Raw genomic sequence first — 15,656 nt, 5'->3', positions numbered from 1 at the left:
CGCAGCGCTCAGGCCGCATGTGCTTCGCCGTCCCCAAGGGTGCGCTCTTCGACGATTCGCTCCGCGTGCTGAGATCTGCGGGTGTCGACGTCGGGCGGCTTGCCGAAGCGGGCCGCCAGCTCATCGTGACGGCGGGCGAGATCGAGTTCGTGATCGCGAAACCCACCGACATCCCGGCCTACGTCGCCTATGGCGGGGTCGACGTCGGGATCGTTGGCAAGGACACGCTCGTTGAAGCCGGTCTCGCGCTCGTCGAGATGCTCGATCTGGGCTTCGGCGAGTGCAGGTTCGTTGTCGCGGAGCCGTGCGATTCGGAAGCTGAGGTTGCCAGACACTACCGTCACCTCGGCGTCATCCGAGTCGCGACCAAATACCCGCGCATCACCGAGCGGCACTTCGCCGCGAAGGGTGTGCAGGTAGAGATCGTCAAGCTTCACGGCAACATCGAGATCGCACCGCTGATCGGGCTCGCCGATCAGATCGTCGACATCACCGCCACCGGCACGACCCTGCGCGAGAACAACCTGCGTATCGTCGAAGACGTGCTTCCTTCGACCGCGCGCTTTGTCGCCAACCCCGCGAGTCTGCGCACCGATTCCGCCCGGATCACCGATCTGGCCGAGCGTCTCGCCGCCGTGGGGCTAGAATAGAGACGGCGCCTGCCGCCCCGACCTGAAAGGGGTACACCCCGACATGTTGCGAACCATAATCCTTGAACGCGGAAAGCGCCTTGCGGAGTCAGATATCGTGCGCTCCGGGGGTCTGGACGCCGAGGTTCTTGGCGTGGCGGCCAGGATCGTCGAGGCGGTCCGTGAGCGCGGCGAGGCGGCTGTGCGAGAGTACACCGAGAAGTTCGACGGCGCCGTCCTCGATACCCTGCTCGTGACACCTGAGGAGATCGACGCCGCCGTCGCAATGGTGGGCCGCGAGTTCCTCGACGCGATCTCGTTTGCGGCGGGCGCGATAGCCGAGTATCACGAGCGCCAGGTCCCGCACTCGTGGTTCACCACACAGGAGGGCGGCATCTTCCTCGGCCAGAAGGTCACGCCCCTTCGACGCGTGGGATGCTACGTACCCGGAGGCCGCGCGTGCTACCCGTCGAGCGTGCTCATGACGGCGATCCCTGCTCGTGTGGCGGGGGTGGACCAGGTTGTGATGGTCGTGCCGCCGGCACCGGACGGCACCGTCAATCCCTACACGCTCGCGGCGGCCGCGGAGGCCGGGGTGGACGAGATCTACAAAGTTGGCGGCGCGCAGGCGGTGGCGGCGCTTGCCTTTGGCACCGAGTCGATCCCGCGGGTCGACAAGATCGTCGGGCCGGGAAACGCCTACGTGACCGCTGCCAAGAAGCTGGTTATGGGAGACGTGGGAATCGACATGCTCGCTGGTCCTAGCGAGATCTGCGTGCTCGCCGACGACACCGCGCTCCCGGCGTTTGTCGCCATCGACCTCATGGCGCAGGCCGAGCACGACCCGCGTGCGGCGACCTACCTCGTCACCACGGAGCCTGACCTTCCCGCGCAAGTCGAAGAGGCGCTCGCCGTGCTGCTCGCCGACTCCCCGCGTCGGGAGGTGACCGAGCGCGCGCTTCGTGACAACGGGCTCGTCGTGGTGTGCCCCGACATCGTGGCGGCGCTCGACACCGTCGACCTGATCGCCCCCGAGCACCTCGAGATCCAGATGGCCGAGGCGTTTGAACTTCTCGGCTCGGTGCGAAACGCCGGCGCGATCTTTCTTGGCCACTTCACGCCTGAGACGATCGGCGACTACGTGGCCGGACCCAGTCACGTGCTTCCTACCGGCGGCACCGCGCGCTTCTCGAGCCCGCTTGGCGTAGAGGACTTTGTCAAGAAATCCTCAGTGCTTTCGTACTCGTACGAAGCGCTTGCGCTCGACGGCCCCACCGCGGCGCTCATCGCCGACGCCGAGGGCCTCGACGCCCACGCTCGCGCGGTGCGCCTCAGGCTTGCCGCGATGCGCGAGATCGCCGAGGAGGGGTAGACGTGAACCGCATCCGACCGGCCAGGCCGGAGCTTGAGCACCTGGTCCCGTACGACGCCAAGGACATCAAGGTCGACGTGTCGCTTGCCGCCAACGAGCATCCGTCGAACCTGCCGGGCGAGATCATCGAGAAGCTCTCGGCGCGCCTCAAAGAGTTTCCCTTCAACCGCTACCCCGATCCGATGGCGAGCAGGTTGCGCGAGCTCATCGCCGAGGCCAACGGTCTCGAGCCCGCAAACGTGCTCGTGGGCAACGGTGGAGACGAGCTCATCTTCGACCTTCTGCTCGCGTGGGGAGGGCCCGGCCGCACGCTGCTCGATATGCCGCCCACCTTCACCATGTACGGTATCGACGCCCAGGTCACGGGTACGAACCTTGTTCGTGTCCCGCGCACGCCGGAGTTCGCCCTTGACGCGGACACGATCCTTGCGCGCCTTGCCCCAGGTGACATCGACGTTGTGATGATCGCGCACCCCAACAACCCCACGGGCAACATCGCGCCGGAGACCGTGCTCATCGACATCTTGAACGCGACCGACGCTCTCGTGCTCGTCGACGAGGCGTACTTCGAGTTCAGCCGTCACACGATGCGCCCGCACATGGAGCGTCACCCCAACCTCGTCATTTTGCGTACGTTTTCCAAGGCGTTTTCGCTCGCGGGCCTGCGCGTCGGGTACCTGCTCGCGCACGAGGACGTGATCCGCGAGCTCACCAAGGTGCGCCAGCCGTACTCGGTCGACGCGTTCGCCCAGTGGGTGGCGGCGACGGTCTTTCGCGAGCGGGTCGTCTTCCAGCAATCTATCCGCGACCTGATGCGGGGCCGCGACACGCTCATGCACGGGCTCACGGCGTTCGAGGAGGTCACGGTCTTTCCCTCCGAGGCAAACTTCGTGCTGTTCAGGGTCGAGCACGCCTCGGCGGTCTGGCGGGACCTGCTGCACAACCACTCTGTGCTTATCCGCGACTTCTCGCGTACGCCGGGACTTGAGGGTTGCCTCCGCGTGACGGTGGGAAGCGACACGGAAAACGAGCGATTCATAGAGGCGGTTGCCGAGATTCTCGCCGGGAGGCGCGCCTCGGCGATCTTAGGGAGCGGCGCGCACGTGCGCCACGGAATGGTAGGGGAGTTGGGCTCAAGATGACGCCAAGGACAGGCTCGATCACACGCACGACCAAAGAGACCGGCGTCACCGTCGCGCTCGACATCGACACGCCCGGCGCATCGAGCGTCGATACGGGCGTGCCGTTCTTCGACCACATGCTCGACGCGCTTGGGCGCCACGGTCTCATGACGCTCTCTGTCGAGGCGGCAGGAGATCTGGCGGTCGACGCGCATCACACCGTGGAAGACGTGGGGATCTGTCTTGGTGCCGCTCTCGCCAAGGCGCTCGGAGACAAGGCGGGTATCCGGCGCTACGGCTCGGCGGCCATCCCAATGGACGAGGCGCTCGTGCTCGCGGCGATTGACATCTCCGGGAGAGGAGGACTCACCTACGACGTCGAGCTGCCGATCGAGTTCATCGGCACGTTTGAGACCTCGCTCGCTCGCGAGTTCTTGGCCGCGTTCGCCGCCAACGCGGGCCTTACGCTGCACGTTCACAAGCTCGCGGGAGACAACGCGCACCACATCGTGGAGGCGGCGTTCAAAGCGGTCGCGCGCGCGCTTGCTGATGCCGTCGAGGTGGATCCGCGCATCGGCGGCACGGTGCCCTCGACCAAAGGGGCGCTGTGAGCGCAGGCGCACCCCGCATCGCCCTCATCGACTACGCGATGGGAAATCTTCGCAGTGTGCTAAAGGGCTTCGAGCACGCTGGAGTTGCTGGCGTCTTTGTCACCGGCGATCCGGCCGAGGTCTCCTCGGCCCACGGAATCGTGTTGCCGGGTGTGGGCGCGTTTCGTGACGCGGCGGCGAACCTTCGCGCCTCTGGAGTGTGGGAACTCATTGCCGAGCGGGTGGCGGCGGGCACGCCGTTTTTGGGGATCTGCCTGGGGATGCAGCTTCTCGCAGATGTGGGCCTCGAAGATGGCGAGCACGAAGGTCTCGGAATCGTGCCGGGACGCTGCGAACGGTTGCCAGGCGGTGTGAAGGTGCCGCACATCGGATGGAACACGGTGAGCTACCCGCGTGAAAGCCGATTGTTCGAGGGGATCGCCGAGGCGAGCGCGTTTTACTTCGTGCACTCATACCACGTCGTTCCGGAAGATACTTCCTGTATTATCGGAGCGAGCGTATACGGAATTCCGTTTGCGGCGGCCGTGGGTTCCGGTGGCACGTATGCGGTGCAGTTCCACCCGGAGAAGTCCTCCGCGGCGGGGCTCGCCGTACTCGCGAATTTTGGCCGGATCGTCTTGGAGGGTGCGTGACACATGCAAATCTTTCCCGCAATCGACGTCCTCGACGGCAGGGCCGTGCGCCTGAGGCAGGGCTGCTACGATCAGGTGACCGTGTACAACGAAGATCCCGTCGCGCAGGCGCGCGAGTGGGCCGAGAGCGGTGCTGAGTGGCTCCACGTCGTCGACCTCGACGGTGCGCGTGACGGAGTGCCCGCCAACATCGAGGTCATCCGCCGTATCGCCGCCGAGGTCGATGTACCGGTCCAGACTGGCGGCGGGATCCGTTCGATGGCGACGTTTGCGGCCCTCATGGATGCCGGCGTCACGCGGTGTGTGCTCGGCACGACCCTCGTGACGAGCCCGGAGTTCGTTGCCGAGGCGTGCGCGGCGTACCCGGAGGCGGTGGTCGCGGGCATAGACGCGCGCGACGGAAAGGTCGCGATCGAGGGGTGGCGTCAGGGCACCGAGCGCGGCGTGCTCGAACTCATCGGCGAGCTTGAACTTCTTGGCGTAAAGCGTGTCGTTTATACAGATATCTCGCGTGACGGCATGCAGGCGGGTGTGAACTACGGCGCGTACCGCGCTCTGGCAAACCAAATCGACATTCCCCTCATCGCTTCCGGCGGCGTCTCAGAACTCGACGACATCCGGGATCTCGCCTCGCTCGGCTCAGTGGTGGAAGGCGTCATCGTGGGCGTGGCGCTCTACGAACGGCGCTTCACGCTGCCAGAAGCGATCGCCGTGGGTTACGGAGTGGAGCCGTGACGCTGCCGTGTTGATGAAGCGCGTCATACCCTGCCTCGACGTGCACGACGGGCGCGTGGTCAAGGGTGTCAACTTCGTTGACCTCGTCGATGCGGGCGATCCCGTTAAACTCGCCGCGTTCTACGACGCGGAGGGTGCCGACGAGCTTGTCTTTCTCGACATCACCGCAAGTCACGAGGAGCGCCCGGCGATGCTCGAGGTCGCTGCGCGAACTGCCGAGGAGGTCTTCATCCCGTACACCGTCGGCGGCGGGATGCGCTCGGCGGCCGACATCCGCGCGATGCTGCTCGCCGGCTCCGACAAGGTCTCGCTCAACTCCGCTGTGGTGCGCGAGCCGGGACTCATCACCCAGACGAGCCGCATCTACGGGTCGCAGTGCATCGTCGTGGCGATCGACGCGCGGCGTGTTCCCGGCGGGCGGGAGCGCTGGGAGGTCTTCATCAATGGCGGGCGCGTTGCGACCGGTCTCGACGCCGTCGAGTGGGCGCGCGAGGCCGAACGTCTCGGTGCCGGGGAGATCCTGCTCACGAGCATGGACCGTGACGGCACCAACGACGGTTACGACATCCCCCTCACGCGCGCAATCACCCGCGCGCTTTCAATCCCCGTCATAGCGAGCGGCGGCGCGGGAGAGCTCGATCACTTCGCCGAGGTCATCGCCGAGGCGGACGCCGACGCGGTGCTCGCGGCGAGCACGTTGCATTTTGGCACGTTCAGGATCACCGACATCAAGCGCCACCTTGCTTCCCACGACATACCGGTACGCAGGGTCGAGGTCGCCGAGGAAGCGCGTTCACCCGTGGAAGGAGTGTGGGTCAGGTGAGTGAGTCCGTCCGCATCGAGGACTTGAAGTTCGACGACAAGGGCCTCATCTGCGCCGTCGTGCAGCAGCACGACACCGATGAGGTGCTCATGGTCGCCTACATGAACGACGAGGCGGTCCGCCGCACGCTCGAGACAGGCCGCACGTGGTTTTGGAGCCGCTCGCGCCAGGAGTACTGGTGCAAGGGTGAGACGTCCGGCAACACCCAGCAGGTCGTCGAGGTGCTCGCCGACTGCGATGCCGACGCGCTCCTTGTGCGCGTCTCCCAGCAGGGCGTGGCGTGCCATACCGGCGAGCGCACATGTTTCTACCGTCCGCTTGCAGCCGAGGGGGACGCTCCCCATGAGCGATGACACCGTCAGCTCCTCTTTTGCCACGCCGAGCCCGGCCGAGCCCCTGCGCATCGGCCCCGTTCTCGAGGAGCTCTTCGCCGTGCTCGAGCAGCGCAAAGCCGAGATGCCCGAGGGCTCCTACACGAGCGCGCTTCTCGCCGGCCCGCAAGAGAAGCTCCTCAAAAAGATCGGTGAGGAGGCCGCCGAGGTGATCATCGCCGCCCGCGACCGCGACACCGAGCAGCTGCGTTACGAGATCGGCGATCTCGTCTACCACCTGCTCGTCGTGATGGTGCGCGAGGGTGTTTCGCCCGACGAGCTTGCGGCCGAGCTCGCGAGCAGGCGGAAGTAGGGGGCGCGCGGAGGAGATACATGAGCGTCCCGGTGCTGCTCGACACCCGCCATGAGCGCATGCCCTACGAGGAGTTGCTCCCGATCGTACACCAGATTAGGCGCGCTCAGGCGGAGCTTCGCTGATCGCTGTGCAGAGGCGTACCGGGCGTGAGTGCAACGTCCGATACTGATTCGGTACGCGAGCGATTTGCACCCCGTTGCGTCACGATGCTACACTCGCGCCTACAATCGGATACGCGCCGATGACGGGGAGTAGTACTCCGGTCAGCACAGTGTAGAGAGTCGGGGATGGTGGAAACCCGGCCTGGGCGACCGGCAGGAATGGACCCCTGAGGCTCCGGAGCAACGGCGGCGACGCCTACTAGTTCCGGCGGACTCCCACCGATACAAGGGACCGGGTATTCGGACGGAGCGCCACCGCGAACGCGGCGCGGTCGTCCACGTACTGTCAGGACAAGTGGTCCCGCCGCACGGTGGCGGGGCAACAAGGGTGGCACCGCGAGATGACCTCTCGTCCCTTGGGGATGAGGGGTCTTTGTGTTCTCTCGGCAGGTTAGGGGCCCCGCATCTCTCAGGTGAAACGTGCCGAGAAGGAGTGCGGGGCATGATCGTGCCGAGCAGAGATGAGTTTGTGCGGTTGGCGGAGGACCACGACGTGGTCCCCGTGGCGCGCGAGGTCTACGCCGACCTCGCGACACCGATCAGCGCGTTCATGGCGCTCGCCGAGGGCGCGGAGCACGCGTTCCTGCTTGAGAGCGTCGTCGGGGGAGAGCGGCTCGGCCGCTACAGCTTCCTGGGTGTGGGCGACCGCGAGGTCGTGAGCGCGCGCGGGAGCGAGGTCGTCGTGGAAAACGGCGGCGTGAGCGGCGAGCAGGCGGATGACCCGCTGCGCGTGGTCGCCCGGAGACTCGACGCGGGACGCGTGGCGCGGGTGCCGGGATTGCCGCTGTTTGTGGGCGGCGCGGTTGGCTACGTTGGCTACGAGGCCGCCACCGCCTTCGAGAAGGTCCCCCGGCACGCGACCGATGAGCTCGGCGTGCCCGATCTCGTCTTCATGATGGCCGACGTCGTCGTGGCGTTCGATCACGCGCGCCGCGTCATGCAGGTGATTGCGCCGGTGAGGCCCGGGGGTGCGCCGGAGGCCGCGTACGACCGCGCGCTCGGCCGCATTAACGGCTACCTCAGGCGCATTGACGAGGGGCCGCGCGGCGCGGAGCTTGGTAGCGTGGGCGTTACCGCCGAGGTCCCGCTCACCGAGCACACGTCGCGCGAGGAGTTTCTCGGCCAGGTCAGGCGCGCCAAGGAGCACATCGCGGCGGGCGACATCTTCCAGGTCGTGCTCTCGCAGCGTTTCAGCGCCCCGTACGACGGCGATGGCGTTGATCTCTATCGCGTGTTGCGCGCGGTGAACCCGAGCCCGTACATGTTCTACCTGCGCACGCGTGACGTGACGCTCGTGGGGTCGAGCCCCGAGCCGCTCGTGCGCGTGGAGGGCAACACGGTACTCACGCGCCCGCTCGCGGGCACGCGCCCACGCGGCGCCGATCTCGCCGAGGATGGCCGCTTGCGCGCCGATCTGCTCGCAGACGAGAAGGAGCGCGCTGAGCACGTCATGCTTGTCGATCTCGGAAGAAACGATCTCGGGCGCGTGAGCGTGCCGGGCAGCGTTTCCGTGGACGAGCTCATGGAGGTCGAGTACTACAGCCACGTGATGCACATTGTCAGCAACGTGACCGGCGAACTCGCGCCGGGCAGGGACGCTGTCGACGCGCTTGAGGCGACGTTCCCGGCGGGGACGGTTTCGGGCGCGCCCAAGGTCCGCGCGATGGAGATCATCGCCGACCTTGAGCCCGCGGCGCGTGGACCGTACGCCGGCACGGTGGGATATTTTGGGCTCGACGGGGCGATGGACATGTGCATCACTATTCGCACGTTCGTGCTCGCTGGCGGGCGCGCCTACCTGCAGTCTGGTGCGGGCATCGTCGCCGACTCCGTCCCAGAGCGCGAGTACGACGAGTGCCTGTACAAGGCGCGTGCGCTCCACAAGGCGCTCAAGTTGGCCGCCGGGATGCGCAGCGAGGGAGGTGCCGCGTGATCCTCGTCATCGACAACTACGACAGCTTCACCTACAACCTCGTGCAGCTTCTCGCGGCGCTCGGCGCTGAGGTCGAGGTGCGCCGCAACGATGAGATCTCCGCAAGAGACGCCCTTGCGCTTGGCCCCGTGGGCATTGTCATCTCGCCCGGTCCCGGCACCCCGGATGACGCGGGTGTTTCTCGCGATGTCGTGCGCGCCGCGGCGGGGGCCGGCGTGCCGCTCCTCGGCGTGTGTCTTGGCCACCAGTGCATCGCCGATGTCTACGGCGGCACTGTGTGCCGAGCGCCGGTGCCGGTTCACGGCAAGACCGACGAGGTGCACCACGACGCCACCGGACTTTTCGTCGGCATCCCGAGCCCGTTCACCGCGACGCGCTACCACTCCCTTTGCGTCGAGGTCGAGTCCCTGCCCGATGCCCTTGAGGTGCACGCGCGCACGTCCGATGGAGTCGTGATGGCGCTCACCCACCGCGAGCTGCCGCTTTATGGCGTGCAGTTCCACCCTGAAAGCGTGCTCACCCCCGAGGGCGCGAAGCTGCTCGCGAACTTCCTCGTGCTCGCGGGTGAGCTTGCCCCCGCCGAGCCCGCCGCGCCCGCCGCGCAGCCCGCCGAGTCCGCGCTTGGGACCGCGAGCGTGGACGCGCCCGCGCCCCCCGCAAGCGCCCCGCGGACCGATACCGCTCGCGCGATCGCCTCGGCCATCGGGGCGGTGAGCTGCGCAGCATCGCTCACCGAGGAGGACGCGTACGCGGTCATGGGCGCCATCATGGACGGCGACGCGACGGACGCGCAGATCAGCGCGCTCATCGTGGGGATGCGCATGAAGGGCGAGACCGCCGATGAGATCGTCGGCTTCGCGCGCGCGATGCGCGACCGCGCCACCGCGGTACGGCCCGTCGTCGAGCGCTACATCGACACGTGCGGGACCGGTGGCGACGGGCTTGCGACCTTCAACATATCGACGACGACCGCGTTTGTGGTTGCTGGCGCGGGCGTGGCGGTCGCCAAGCACGGCAACCGCGCTGTCTCGAGCGCGGCGGGCTCGGCTGATGTCCTTGAAGCTCTCGGTGTCGACGTATCCCTCGACCCGGTGCAGATGGCTCGGTGCGTGGACGAGTGCAACGTGGGCTTCCTGTTCGCGCCCTCGCTACACGCGAGCATGCGGCACGCGGCCGGTCCGCGGCGTGAAATTGGCATCCGCACCGTTTTCAACGTCCTTGGCCCGCTCACCAATCCGGCCGGTGCGCGCCGTCAGCTCCTCGGCGTCTACGATGCGCGTCTCGCGCCGGTCATGGCCGAGGTCGCCGGGCGTCTCGGCGCCGAGCGGGTGCTCGTCGTACACGGGTACCCCGGTCTCGACGAGGTCTCGACGCTCGGCCCGACCACCGTGGCCGAGTATGACGCGGACGCAGGCGGGGTGCGCACCTACGAGGTCACGCCTGAGGAGGTCGGCATCGCACGAGGTACGCTTTCTGGCATCACCGGCGGTGATGCGGCCGCAAACGCGGGCATTCTGCGGTCCGTACTCGAGGGCGCGCACGGACCGCACCGCGACATCGTGCTCATGAACGCCGGAGCGGCGCTGCTTGCCGCCGGCGCGGCAGACGATCTCGCGGCCGGTGTGGTCGCCGCACGCGAGTCGATCGACTCCGGACGGGCGCTCGCGGCCCTCGAGTCGCTCGTGGCTGTTTCGCGGCGGCTCGCCGTCACGGCGGCGCACGGTTCCGGTGCGGGAGGCGTACGGTGAGCGACTTCCTCACAGAGATGATCGCGCGACGCACGGCGCGCATCGCAGCCGAGTACGGCGCGCTGCCTGCAGCCGATCGCGAGCGGCTCGCGTGTTGCGCGCGCGCTCCGCGTCCGTTCGCCGCTGCGCTCACCGAGCGCTCCGATGTCGCCGTGATCGCCGAGGTCAAGAAGGCCTCTCCGAGCGCCGGGCCAATCGCGCCGGAGTGCGAGGCGTCCAAGCAGGCGCTCCACTACACGGACGGAGGAGCGGCCGCCATCAGCGTGCTCACCGAGCCGGAGGTCTTCGCTGGGTCGTTCGCGGACCTCTCGGACGTTGCGGATGCGGTTGAGGTGCCGGTGCTCGCCAAGGACTTCGTGGTCGATCCGGCACAAGTCTTCGCCGCCCGCGGTCACGGCGCGGACGCCGTGCTCCTCATGGTGAGCGTGCTCGGCGAGGAGCGCCTTTGCGACTACCTCGACCTTGCGGCGACGCTGCACCTCGAGGCGCTCGTGGAGGTCGTCGACGAGACCGAGCTCGCCATCGCGCGCAGGTGTGGCGCGACGCTCATCGGCGTGAACGCGCGCGACCTGCGCACCCTTGCGGTCGATCCCGCACGTGCCCGCCGGGTGGTCTCGGCGGCAGCGGAGCTACCCGGCGTCACCGTTGTCGCGGCCAGCGGCACGCGCACGCGAGCAGACGTGGAGGCCGCCGCGGCCGCAGGCGCCCACGCGGTGCTCGTGGGCGAGACGCTCATGCGCGCGCCGTTTCCGGAAGACGTGCTTGAAGAGTTGACGGGTGTCGCACGAGGCGCCGCCCGCGTAGATATGCCAGCCCATACCTGACCGGCACAGCGTGAAGGAGGAGATCGAGATGTCAGACCGCACCAAGTTCGTGCTCGACGAGAAGGACATGCCAACGAGTTGGTACAACATCATCCCTGACCTGCCCGCCCCGCTCGCACCGCCGCTCCACCCGCAGACCGACGAGCCGATTGGCCCCGAGGCGCTCGCCCCGCTCTTTGCGATGGAACTCATCAAGCAGGAGATGTCGCCGGAGCGCTACATCGAGATTCCCGAGGAGGTCCAAGCGGTCTACAAGACGTACCGTCCGAGCCCGCTCAACCGCGCGCTCCAGCTCGAGCGCGACCTCGGCCTTCCCGAGGGGGTGAAGATCTACTACAAGTACGAGGGCGTCTCGCCGGCGGGGAGCCACAAGCCCAACACCGCTATCCCGCAGGCGTTCTACAACAAGCTTGAGGGCATCAAGCGCATCTCGACCGAGACCGGTGCTGGTCAGTGGGGCAGCGCAATGTCGATCGCGTGCGCGCTCTACGACATGGAGTGCACCGTTTACATGGTGGGCATCTCGTATGACCAGAAACCGTACCGTCGCATCCTCATGGAGACCTACGGCGCCGAGGTCATCTCCTCGCCCAGCACCCGCACGAACGCGGGCCGCCATGTGCTCGACGTCGATCCTTCATCGCTCGGGTCGCTCGGCATAGCGATCTCTGAGGCGGTCGAGGACGCAGCGATGCGTGAGGACACCCACTACTGCCTTGGCAGTGTGCTCAACCACGTTTGCCTGCACCAGACGATCATCGGCGAGGAAGCCATTTTGCAGATGGAGATGGCCGGCGTTGAGCCCGACGTCGTGGTGGCGTGCGTGGGCGGCGGTTCCAACTTCGCCGGTATCTCGTTCCCATACTACAAGCGCCGTCTCGACGGAAAGTCGAACGTGCGCCTTGTCGCAGTCGAGCCGAAGGCGTGCCCCACGCTCACCGCGGGCGAGTACCGCTACGACCTCGGCGACGAGGCAGGCATGACGCCCAAGATGCTCATGTACACCCTCGGCCACGATTTCGTGCCCGCTGGCATCCACGCAGGCGGACTGCGTTATCATGGCGATTCGCCACTCGTGTCGATGCTTGCGAAGGAAGGTGCGATCGAAGCGGTCGCCGTTCACCAAAACGCGTGCTTCGAGGCGGCCGTGCGGTTCGCGCGAGCCGAGGGCATCTTGCCCGCGCCGGAATCGAGCCATGCCATCCGCGTGGCGATCGACGAGGCGCTCGCAGCGCGTGAGGCGGGCCAAGACCGCACGATCCTGTTTTGCTTGTCGGGCCACGGCCACTTCGATCTGGCGGCATACGAGGCGTACAACAGCGACAAGCTGCAGGACTACGATTTTGCCAACGGCGCAATGTGCGAGAGCGCGTGAGCGTCGTGCCGGGAAGGGAGTGACGTGCGTAACGTCAGGACACGGGTCAAGATCTGCGGTCTTACCACGCCGCAAGACGCGGCGAGAGCTGTGCGCGCCGGGGCTGACGCCGTTGGCGTAGTGCTCACGGATTCGCTCCGGCAGGTCACGATCTCCCAGGCTGAGGCGGTGTTCGCGGTCGTGCCGCCGTTCGTGGCGCGGGTTGGCGTCTTTGTGGACGCGCCCGCGCACTTCGTTGCCGAGGCGGTCGGGAGGCTTCACCTGGCGGCCGTGCAGTTCCACGGCGCTGAAACACCCGAGATGTGCGTCGATGCTCCCGCTCCCGTGGTCAAGGCGGTGCGGGTCGGCCCCGCGTTTGATCCAGCGAGTCTTGAGGCGTATCGCGGGAGCGTTGCCGCGCTGCTCCTCGACACCTTGGTTGAGGGCAAGGACGGCGGTACCGGACGCACGTTTGCGTGGAACAGCGTGCTTCCGCTGCCCGATTGGATACCGGTGGCGGTCGCGGGTGGTCTTACGCCAGCAAACGTCGGCGATGCCGTGCGAACGCTGCGCCCCTTCGCGGTCGACGTCGCCTCAGGCGTGGAGGAGCGTCCCCGCTACAAAGACAAACTTGCGCTACATGCGTTCGTCGCCGCTGTTCGAGCGGCCGATGAGGAGGAGAGAGTATGAAAGAGTCGTTGCTCCCCTCGGCGGAGTCCGCGTACTCGAGTCCCGACGCGCAGGGATTTTTTGGACCGTACGGCGGCACGTTCGTGCCTGAGACGGTTGTGCCCGCGCTCAATGAACTTGCCGAGGCGTTCTCGCACGCGCTTGAGGACCCCGCGTTCGCCGGGGAGTTTGGCACGTTGCTGCAAGACTACGTGGGCCGTCCCACACCGCTCTACCGTGCTGACCGGCTCGCTGAGGCGACCGGGCTCGGCCGCGTCTACCTCAAGCGCGAAGACCTCACGCACACCGGCGCGCACAAGATCAACAACACCGTGGGCCAGTGTTTGCTCGCGCGCCGCATGGGCAAGTTCCGGGTCATCGCCGAGACGGGAGCTGGCCAGCACGGAGTGGCGACCGCGACCGCGGCGGCCCTTTTCGGCCTGGAATGCGCGGTGTTCATGGGTACTGAGGACATGCGCCGCCAATCCCTCAACGTCTACAAGATGCGGCTGCTTGGCGCGCAGGTCATTCCCGTGGCGGAGGGAACTGGCACGCTCGCCGACGCTGTCACCGCCGCGCTCCGCCACTGGGTCGAACGCGTCAACGACACCTTCTACGTTCTCGGCAGCGCGGTCGGGCCGCACCCGTACCCGGCGATCGTGCGCGAGTTCCAGAAGGTGATCGGCGAGGAGACGCTCGTGCAGCTCGAGGGGCGGCTCGAGCGCACGCCCGACGCTGTCGTCGCGTGTATCGGGGGCGGCTCGAACGCCATCGGCATGTTCTACCCGTTCCTGCGCGCCCTGTCGGCGAGCAAGCGCCCGCTCCTTGTGGGCGCGGAGGCGGCCGGGCTCGGCGTCGACACCCACAAGCACGGCGCGGCGCTCACCAAAGGCTCGCCCGGCGTGCTGCACGGCTTCTACAGCTACCTGCTTCAAGACGACGCCGGCAATCCGCTTGAGGCGTATTCGATCTCGGCCGGGCTTGACTACCCCGGTGTGGGACCTGAGCACAGCTATCTCAAAGATGAAGGCCTCGTACGCTACGAAGCCGTGACCGATGCCGAAGCGCTCGAAGCATTCGCCCTGCTCACGAAAACCGAGGGCATCATCCCGGCGATCGAGAGCAGTCATGCGCTCGCGATGTTGCCCAGACTCGGGGCCGAGCTTGGTCCTGAGGCGATCGTGGTGGTAAACGTGTCTGGCCGGGGCGACAAAGATATGGACATCGTGCGGGAGGCGGGTCTTGGCTCTGGATAACCAGCATGCCGTGGTTGGCCTCAGCCGCGGTTTTACGGCAGGGCGAACCGCGCTCATCACCTACCTGATGGCCGGTTTTCCCGACCGTGCGACGTCGCTCGCGTCATTGCGCGCCGCCGCGGCCGCCGGAGCTGACGTTATCGAGCTCGGAGTGCCCTACGGCGACCCCGTCGCGGACGGTCCTGTCATCGCAAGCGCGGCGGGCATTGCGCGCGAGCACGGGTTTGGCCTCGCCGAGACGATCTCGCTTGCTGCCGAGTTCATCGGCGGATCGACACCAGACGCGCCTGCGCCGCCGGTAGCGCTTATGACGTACCTGAACCCGCTCATGCGTTTTGGACTTGCCAATGCCGCCGAGGCGATGCGGGCGGCGGGCGTGTCGGGCGTCATCGTGCCGGACATGCCGCCTGAGGCCGCGTTGCCGTGGCGTGACGTCGCGCACGGCCTTGACACCGTGTTCCTTGCGGCGCCGACATCCACGCAGGAGCGGCTTGCGGTGATCGGCTCGGCCTCCGAGGGGTTTGTCTACTGCGTCTCTTCGACCGGCGTCACGGGAGAGCGCGCCGAGCTAGCCCCTGGGCTTGCGGAACTCGTCGTGCGCGTGAAAGCCGCTACGGCGCTGCCGGTGGCGGTGGGGTTTGGTGTCTCGACGCCCGCGCAGGCGGCTGCTGTGGGTGTGGTCGCAGACGGCGTCGTGATCGGTTCTGCGATCGTGGCGCGGCAACGCGATCCTCAGACGGTGGGAGAGTTCGTACGCGAGCTTGCCGCGGCGCTCAAAACGGCCGTCCGGTAGGCGTCTTCGCTACCGGGCAAAGTGGTGGACCACCCTTACTTTGTAGCCGGTACCGTTGCACTCCGGGCACTTGAGGTGCTTTGACGCGCCCGTGTCCGTCCTAACGGCCACGTACTTGTCGCCGCGGCATCGCGGACATATCTCCTTACGCACCATCCCGCGCCTCCATCGTCGGGACAGGTAGTATCTGCCCGTTTTATCGGCATATCGCCGGGCTTGTTTGAGCCACATCGAACCACGTGAGCAAGGACCGCGCCTGCGGGGTGCTATCCTTTCAACGTCAGCACCCAACATGCCGAGAGGGGCAC

The 15,656-nt window shown here is 67.0% G+C and carries 16 protein-coding genes; all 16 read left to right on the top strand.

Annotation, left to right across the window (positions count from 1 at the left end):
* Positions 1-17 precede the first annotated feature (17 nt).
* The 16 genes from KGZ40_00900 (at position 18) to trpA (ending at position 15,348) form a co-directional block, all read left to right on the top strand.
* Positions 18-650, top strand: a complete 633-nt coding sequence (locus tag KGZ40_00900) for an ATP phosphoribosyltransferase (GenBank protein ID MBS3956081.1) — start codon at positions 18-20, stop codon at positions 648-650.
* Positions 651-693: 43 nt separating this feature from the next.
* Positions 694-2,001 (top strand): histidinol dehydrogenase, encoded by a 1,308-nt coding sequence (gene hisD, locus KGZ40_00895; GenBank protein ID MBS3956080.1) that lies wholly within the window; start codon positions 694-696, stop codon positions 1,999-2,001.
* 11 nt (positions 2,002-2,012) lie between these two features.
* Complete coding sequence (gene hisC / locus KGZ40_00890) at positions 2,013-3,143, top strand: histidinol-phosphate transaminase (protein ID MBS3956079.1); 1,131 nt, start codon at positions 2,013-2,015, stop codon at positions 3,141-3,143.
* Positions 3,140-3,733, top strand: a complete 594-nt coding sequence (hisB, locus tag KGZ40_00885; GenBank protein ID MBS3956078.1) for an imidazoleglycerol-phosphate dehydratase HisB — start codon at positions 3,140-3,142, stop codon at positions 3,731-3,733. The genes hisC and hisB overlap by 4 nt, the downstream gene beginning before the upstream one ends.
* A 38-nt stretch (positions 3,734-3,771) precedes the next feature.
* On the top strand, positions 3,772-4,365 hold the full coding sequence (hisH, locus tag KGZ40_00880) for an imidazole glycerol phosphate synthase subunit HisH (GenBank protein ID MBS3956077.1): 594 nt from the start codon (positions 3,772-3,774) through the stop codon (positions 4,363-4,365).
* 3 nt (positions 4,366-4,368) lie between these two features.
* Complete coding sequence (gene hisA / locus KGZ40_00875; protein ID MBS3956076.1) at positions 4,369-5,100, top strand: 1-(5-phosphoribosyl)-5-[(5-phosphoribosylamino)methylideneamino]imidazole-4-carboxamide isomerase; 732 nt, start codon at positions 4,369-4,371, stop codon at positions 5,098-5,100.
* 7 nt (positions 5,101-5,107) lie between these two features.
* Positions 5,108-5,923, top strand: a complete 816-nt coding sequence (gene hisF / locus KGZ40_00870; protein ID MBS3956075.1) for an imidazole glycerol phosphate synthase subunit HisF — start codon at positions 5,108-5,110, stop codon at positions 5,921-5,923.
* A gap of 89 nt (positions 5,924-6,012) precedes the next feature.
* On the top strand, positions 6,013-6,276 hold the full coding sequence (hisI, locus tag KGZ40_00865) for a phosphoribosyl-AMP cyclohydrolase (protein MBS3956074.1): 264 nt from the start codon (positions 6,013-6,015) through the stop codon (positions 6,274-6,276).
* Positions 6,266-6,607 carry a phosphoribosyl-ATP diphosphatase gene (hisE, locus tag KGZ40_00860; protein ID MBS3956073.1) on the top strand — a complete coding sequence of 114 codons (342 nt, stop codon included), beginning with the start codon at positions 6,266-6,268 and terminating at the stop codon, positions 6,605-6,607. The genes hisI and hisE overlap by 11 nt, the downstream gene beginning before the upstream one ends.
* Before the next feature lie 606 nt (positions 6,608-7,213).
* Positions 7,214-8,704 carry an anthranilate synthase component I gene (trpE, locus tag KGZ40_00855; GenBank protein MBS3956072.1) on the top strand — a complete coding sequence of 497 codons (1,491 nt, stop codon included), beginning with the start codon at positions 7,214-7,216 and terminating at the stop codon, positions 8,702-8,704.
* Positions 8,701-10,452 carry an anthranilate phosphoribosyltransferase gene (gene trpD / locus KGZ40_00850; protein MBS3956071.1) on the top strand — a complete coding sequence of 584 codons (1,752 nt, stop codon included), beginning with the start codon at positions 8,701-8,703 and terminating at the stop codon, positions 10,450-10,452. Before trpE ends, trpD begins: the two co-directional genes overlap by 4 nt.
* On the top strand, positions 10,449-11,276 hold the full coding sequence (locus KGZ40_00845) for an indole-3-glycerol-phosphate synthase (protein MBS3956070.1): 828 nt from the start codon (positions 10,449-10,451) through the stop codon (positions 11,274-11,276). Before trpD ends, KGZ40_00845 begins: the two co-directional genes overlap by 4 nt.
* A gap of 28 nt (positions 11,277-11,304) precedes the next feature.
* Complete coding sequence (locus KGZ40_00840) at positions 11,305-12,651, top strand: TrpB-like pyridoxal phosphate-dependent enzyme (protein MBS3956069.1); 1,347 nt, start codon at positions 11,305-11,307, stop codon at positions 12,649-12,651.
* Positions 12,652-12,675: 24 nt separating this feature from the next.
* Positions 12,676-13,320 (top strand): phosphoribosylanthranilate isomerase, encoded by a 645-nt coding sequence (locus KGZ40_00835; protein MBS3956068.1) that lies wholly within the window; start codon positions 12,676-12,678, stop codon positions 13,318-13,320.
* Positions 13,317-14,555, top strand: a complete 1,239-nt coding sequence (gene trpB, locus KGZ40_00830) for a tryptophan synthase subunit beta (GenBank protein MBS3956067.1) — start codon at positions 13,317-13,319, stop codon at positions 14,553-14,555. Before KGZ40_00835 ends, trpB begins: the two co-directional genes overlap by 4 nt.
* Complete coding sequence (gene trpA, locus KGZ40_00825) at positions 14,542-15,348, top strand: tryptophan synthase subunit alpha (GenBank protein ID MBS3956066.1); 807 nt, start codon at positions 14,542-14,544, stop codon at positions 15,346-15,348. The genes trpB and trpA overlap by 14 nt, the downstream gene beginning before the upstream one ends.
* Positions 15,349-15,656: the final 308 nt, after the last annotated feature.

The sequence above is a fragment of the Clostridiales bacterium genome, assembly GCA_018333995.1.
Classification (GTDB): domain Bacteria; phylum Actinomycetota; class Coriobacteriia; order Anaerosomatales; family SLCP01; genus JAGXSG01.
This window is presented reverse-complemented; position numbering and strand designations above follow the sequence as displayed.

What these genes read in the sequence shown, in the direction of transcription:
- KGZ40_00900 (MBS3956081.1), top strand. Translation starts at nt 18, where the DNA reads ATGTGCTTCGCCGTCCCCAAGGGTGCGCTCTTCGACGATTCGCTCCGC.
- hisD (MBS3956080.1), top strand. Translation starts at nt 694, where the DNA reads ATGTTGCGAACCATAATCCTTGAACGCGGAAAGCGCCTTGCGGAGTCA.
- hisB (MBS3956078.1), top strand. Translation starts at nt 3,140, where the DNA reads ATGACGCCAAGGACAGGCTCGATCACACGCACGACCAAAGAGACCGGC.
- hisH (MBS3956077.1), top strand. Translation starts at nt 3,772, where the DNA reads ATGGGAAATCTTCGCAGTGTGCTAAAGGGCTTCGAGCACGCTGGAGTT.
- hisA (MBS3956076.1), top strand. Translation starts at nt 4,369, where the DNA reads ATGCAAATCTTTCCCGCAATCGACGTCCTCGACGGCAGGGCCGTGCGC.
- hisI (MBS3956074.1), top strand. Translation starts at nt 6,013, where the DNA reads ATGGTCGCCTACATGAACGACGAGGCGGTCCGCCGCACGCTCGAGACA.
- hisE (MBS3956073.1), top strand. Translation starts at nt 6,266, where the DNA reads ATGAGCGATGACACCGTCAGCTCCTCTTTTGCCACGCCGAGCCCGGCC.
- trpE (MBS3956072.1), top strand. Translation starts at nt 7,214, where the DNA reads ATGATCGTGCCGAGCAGAGATGAGTTTGTGCGGTTGGCGGAGGACCAC.
- KGZ40_00840 (MBS3956069.1), top strand. Translation starts at nt 11,305, where the DNA reads ATGTCAGACCGCACCAAGTTCGTGCTCGACGAGAAGGACATGCCAACG.
- trpB (MBS3956067.1), top strand. Translation starts at nt 13,317, where the DNA reads ATGAAAGAGTCGTTGCTCCCCTCGGCGGAGTCCGCGTACTCGAGTCCC.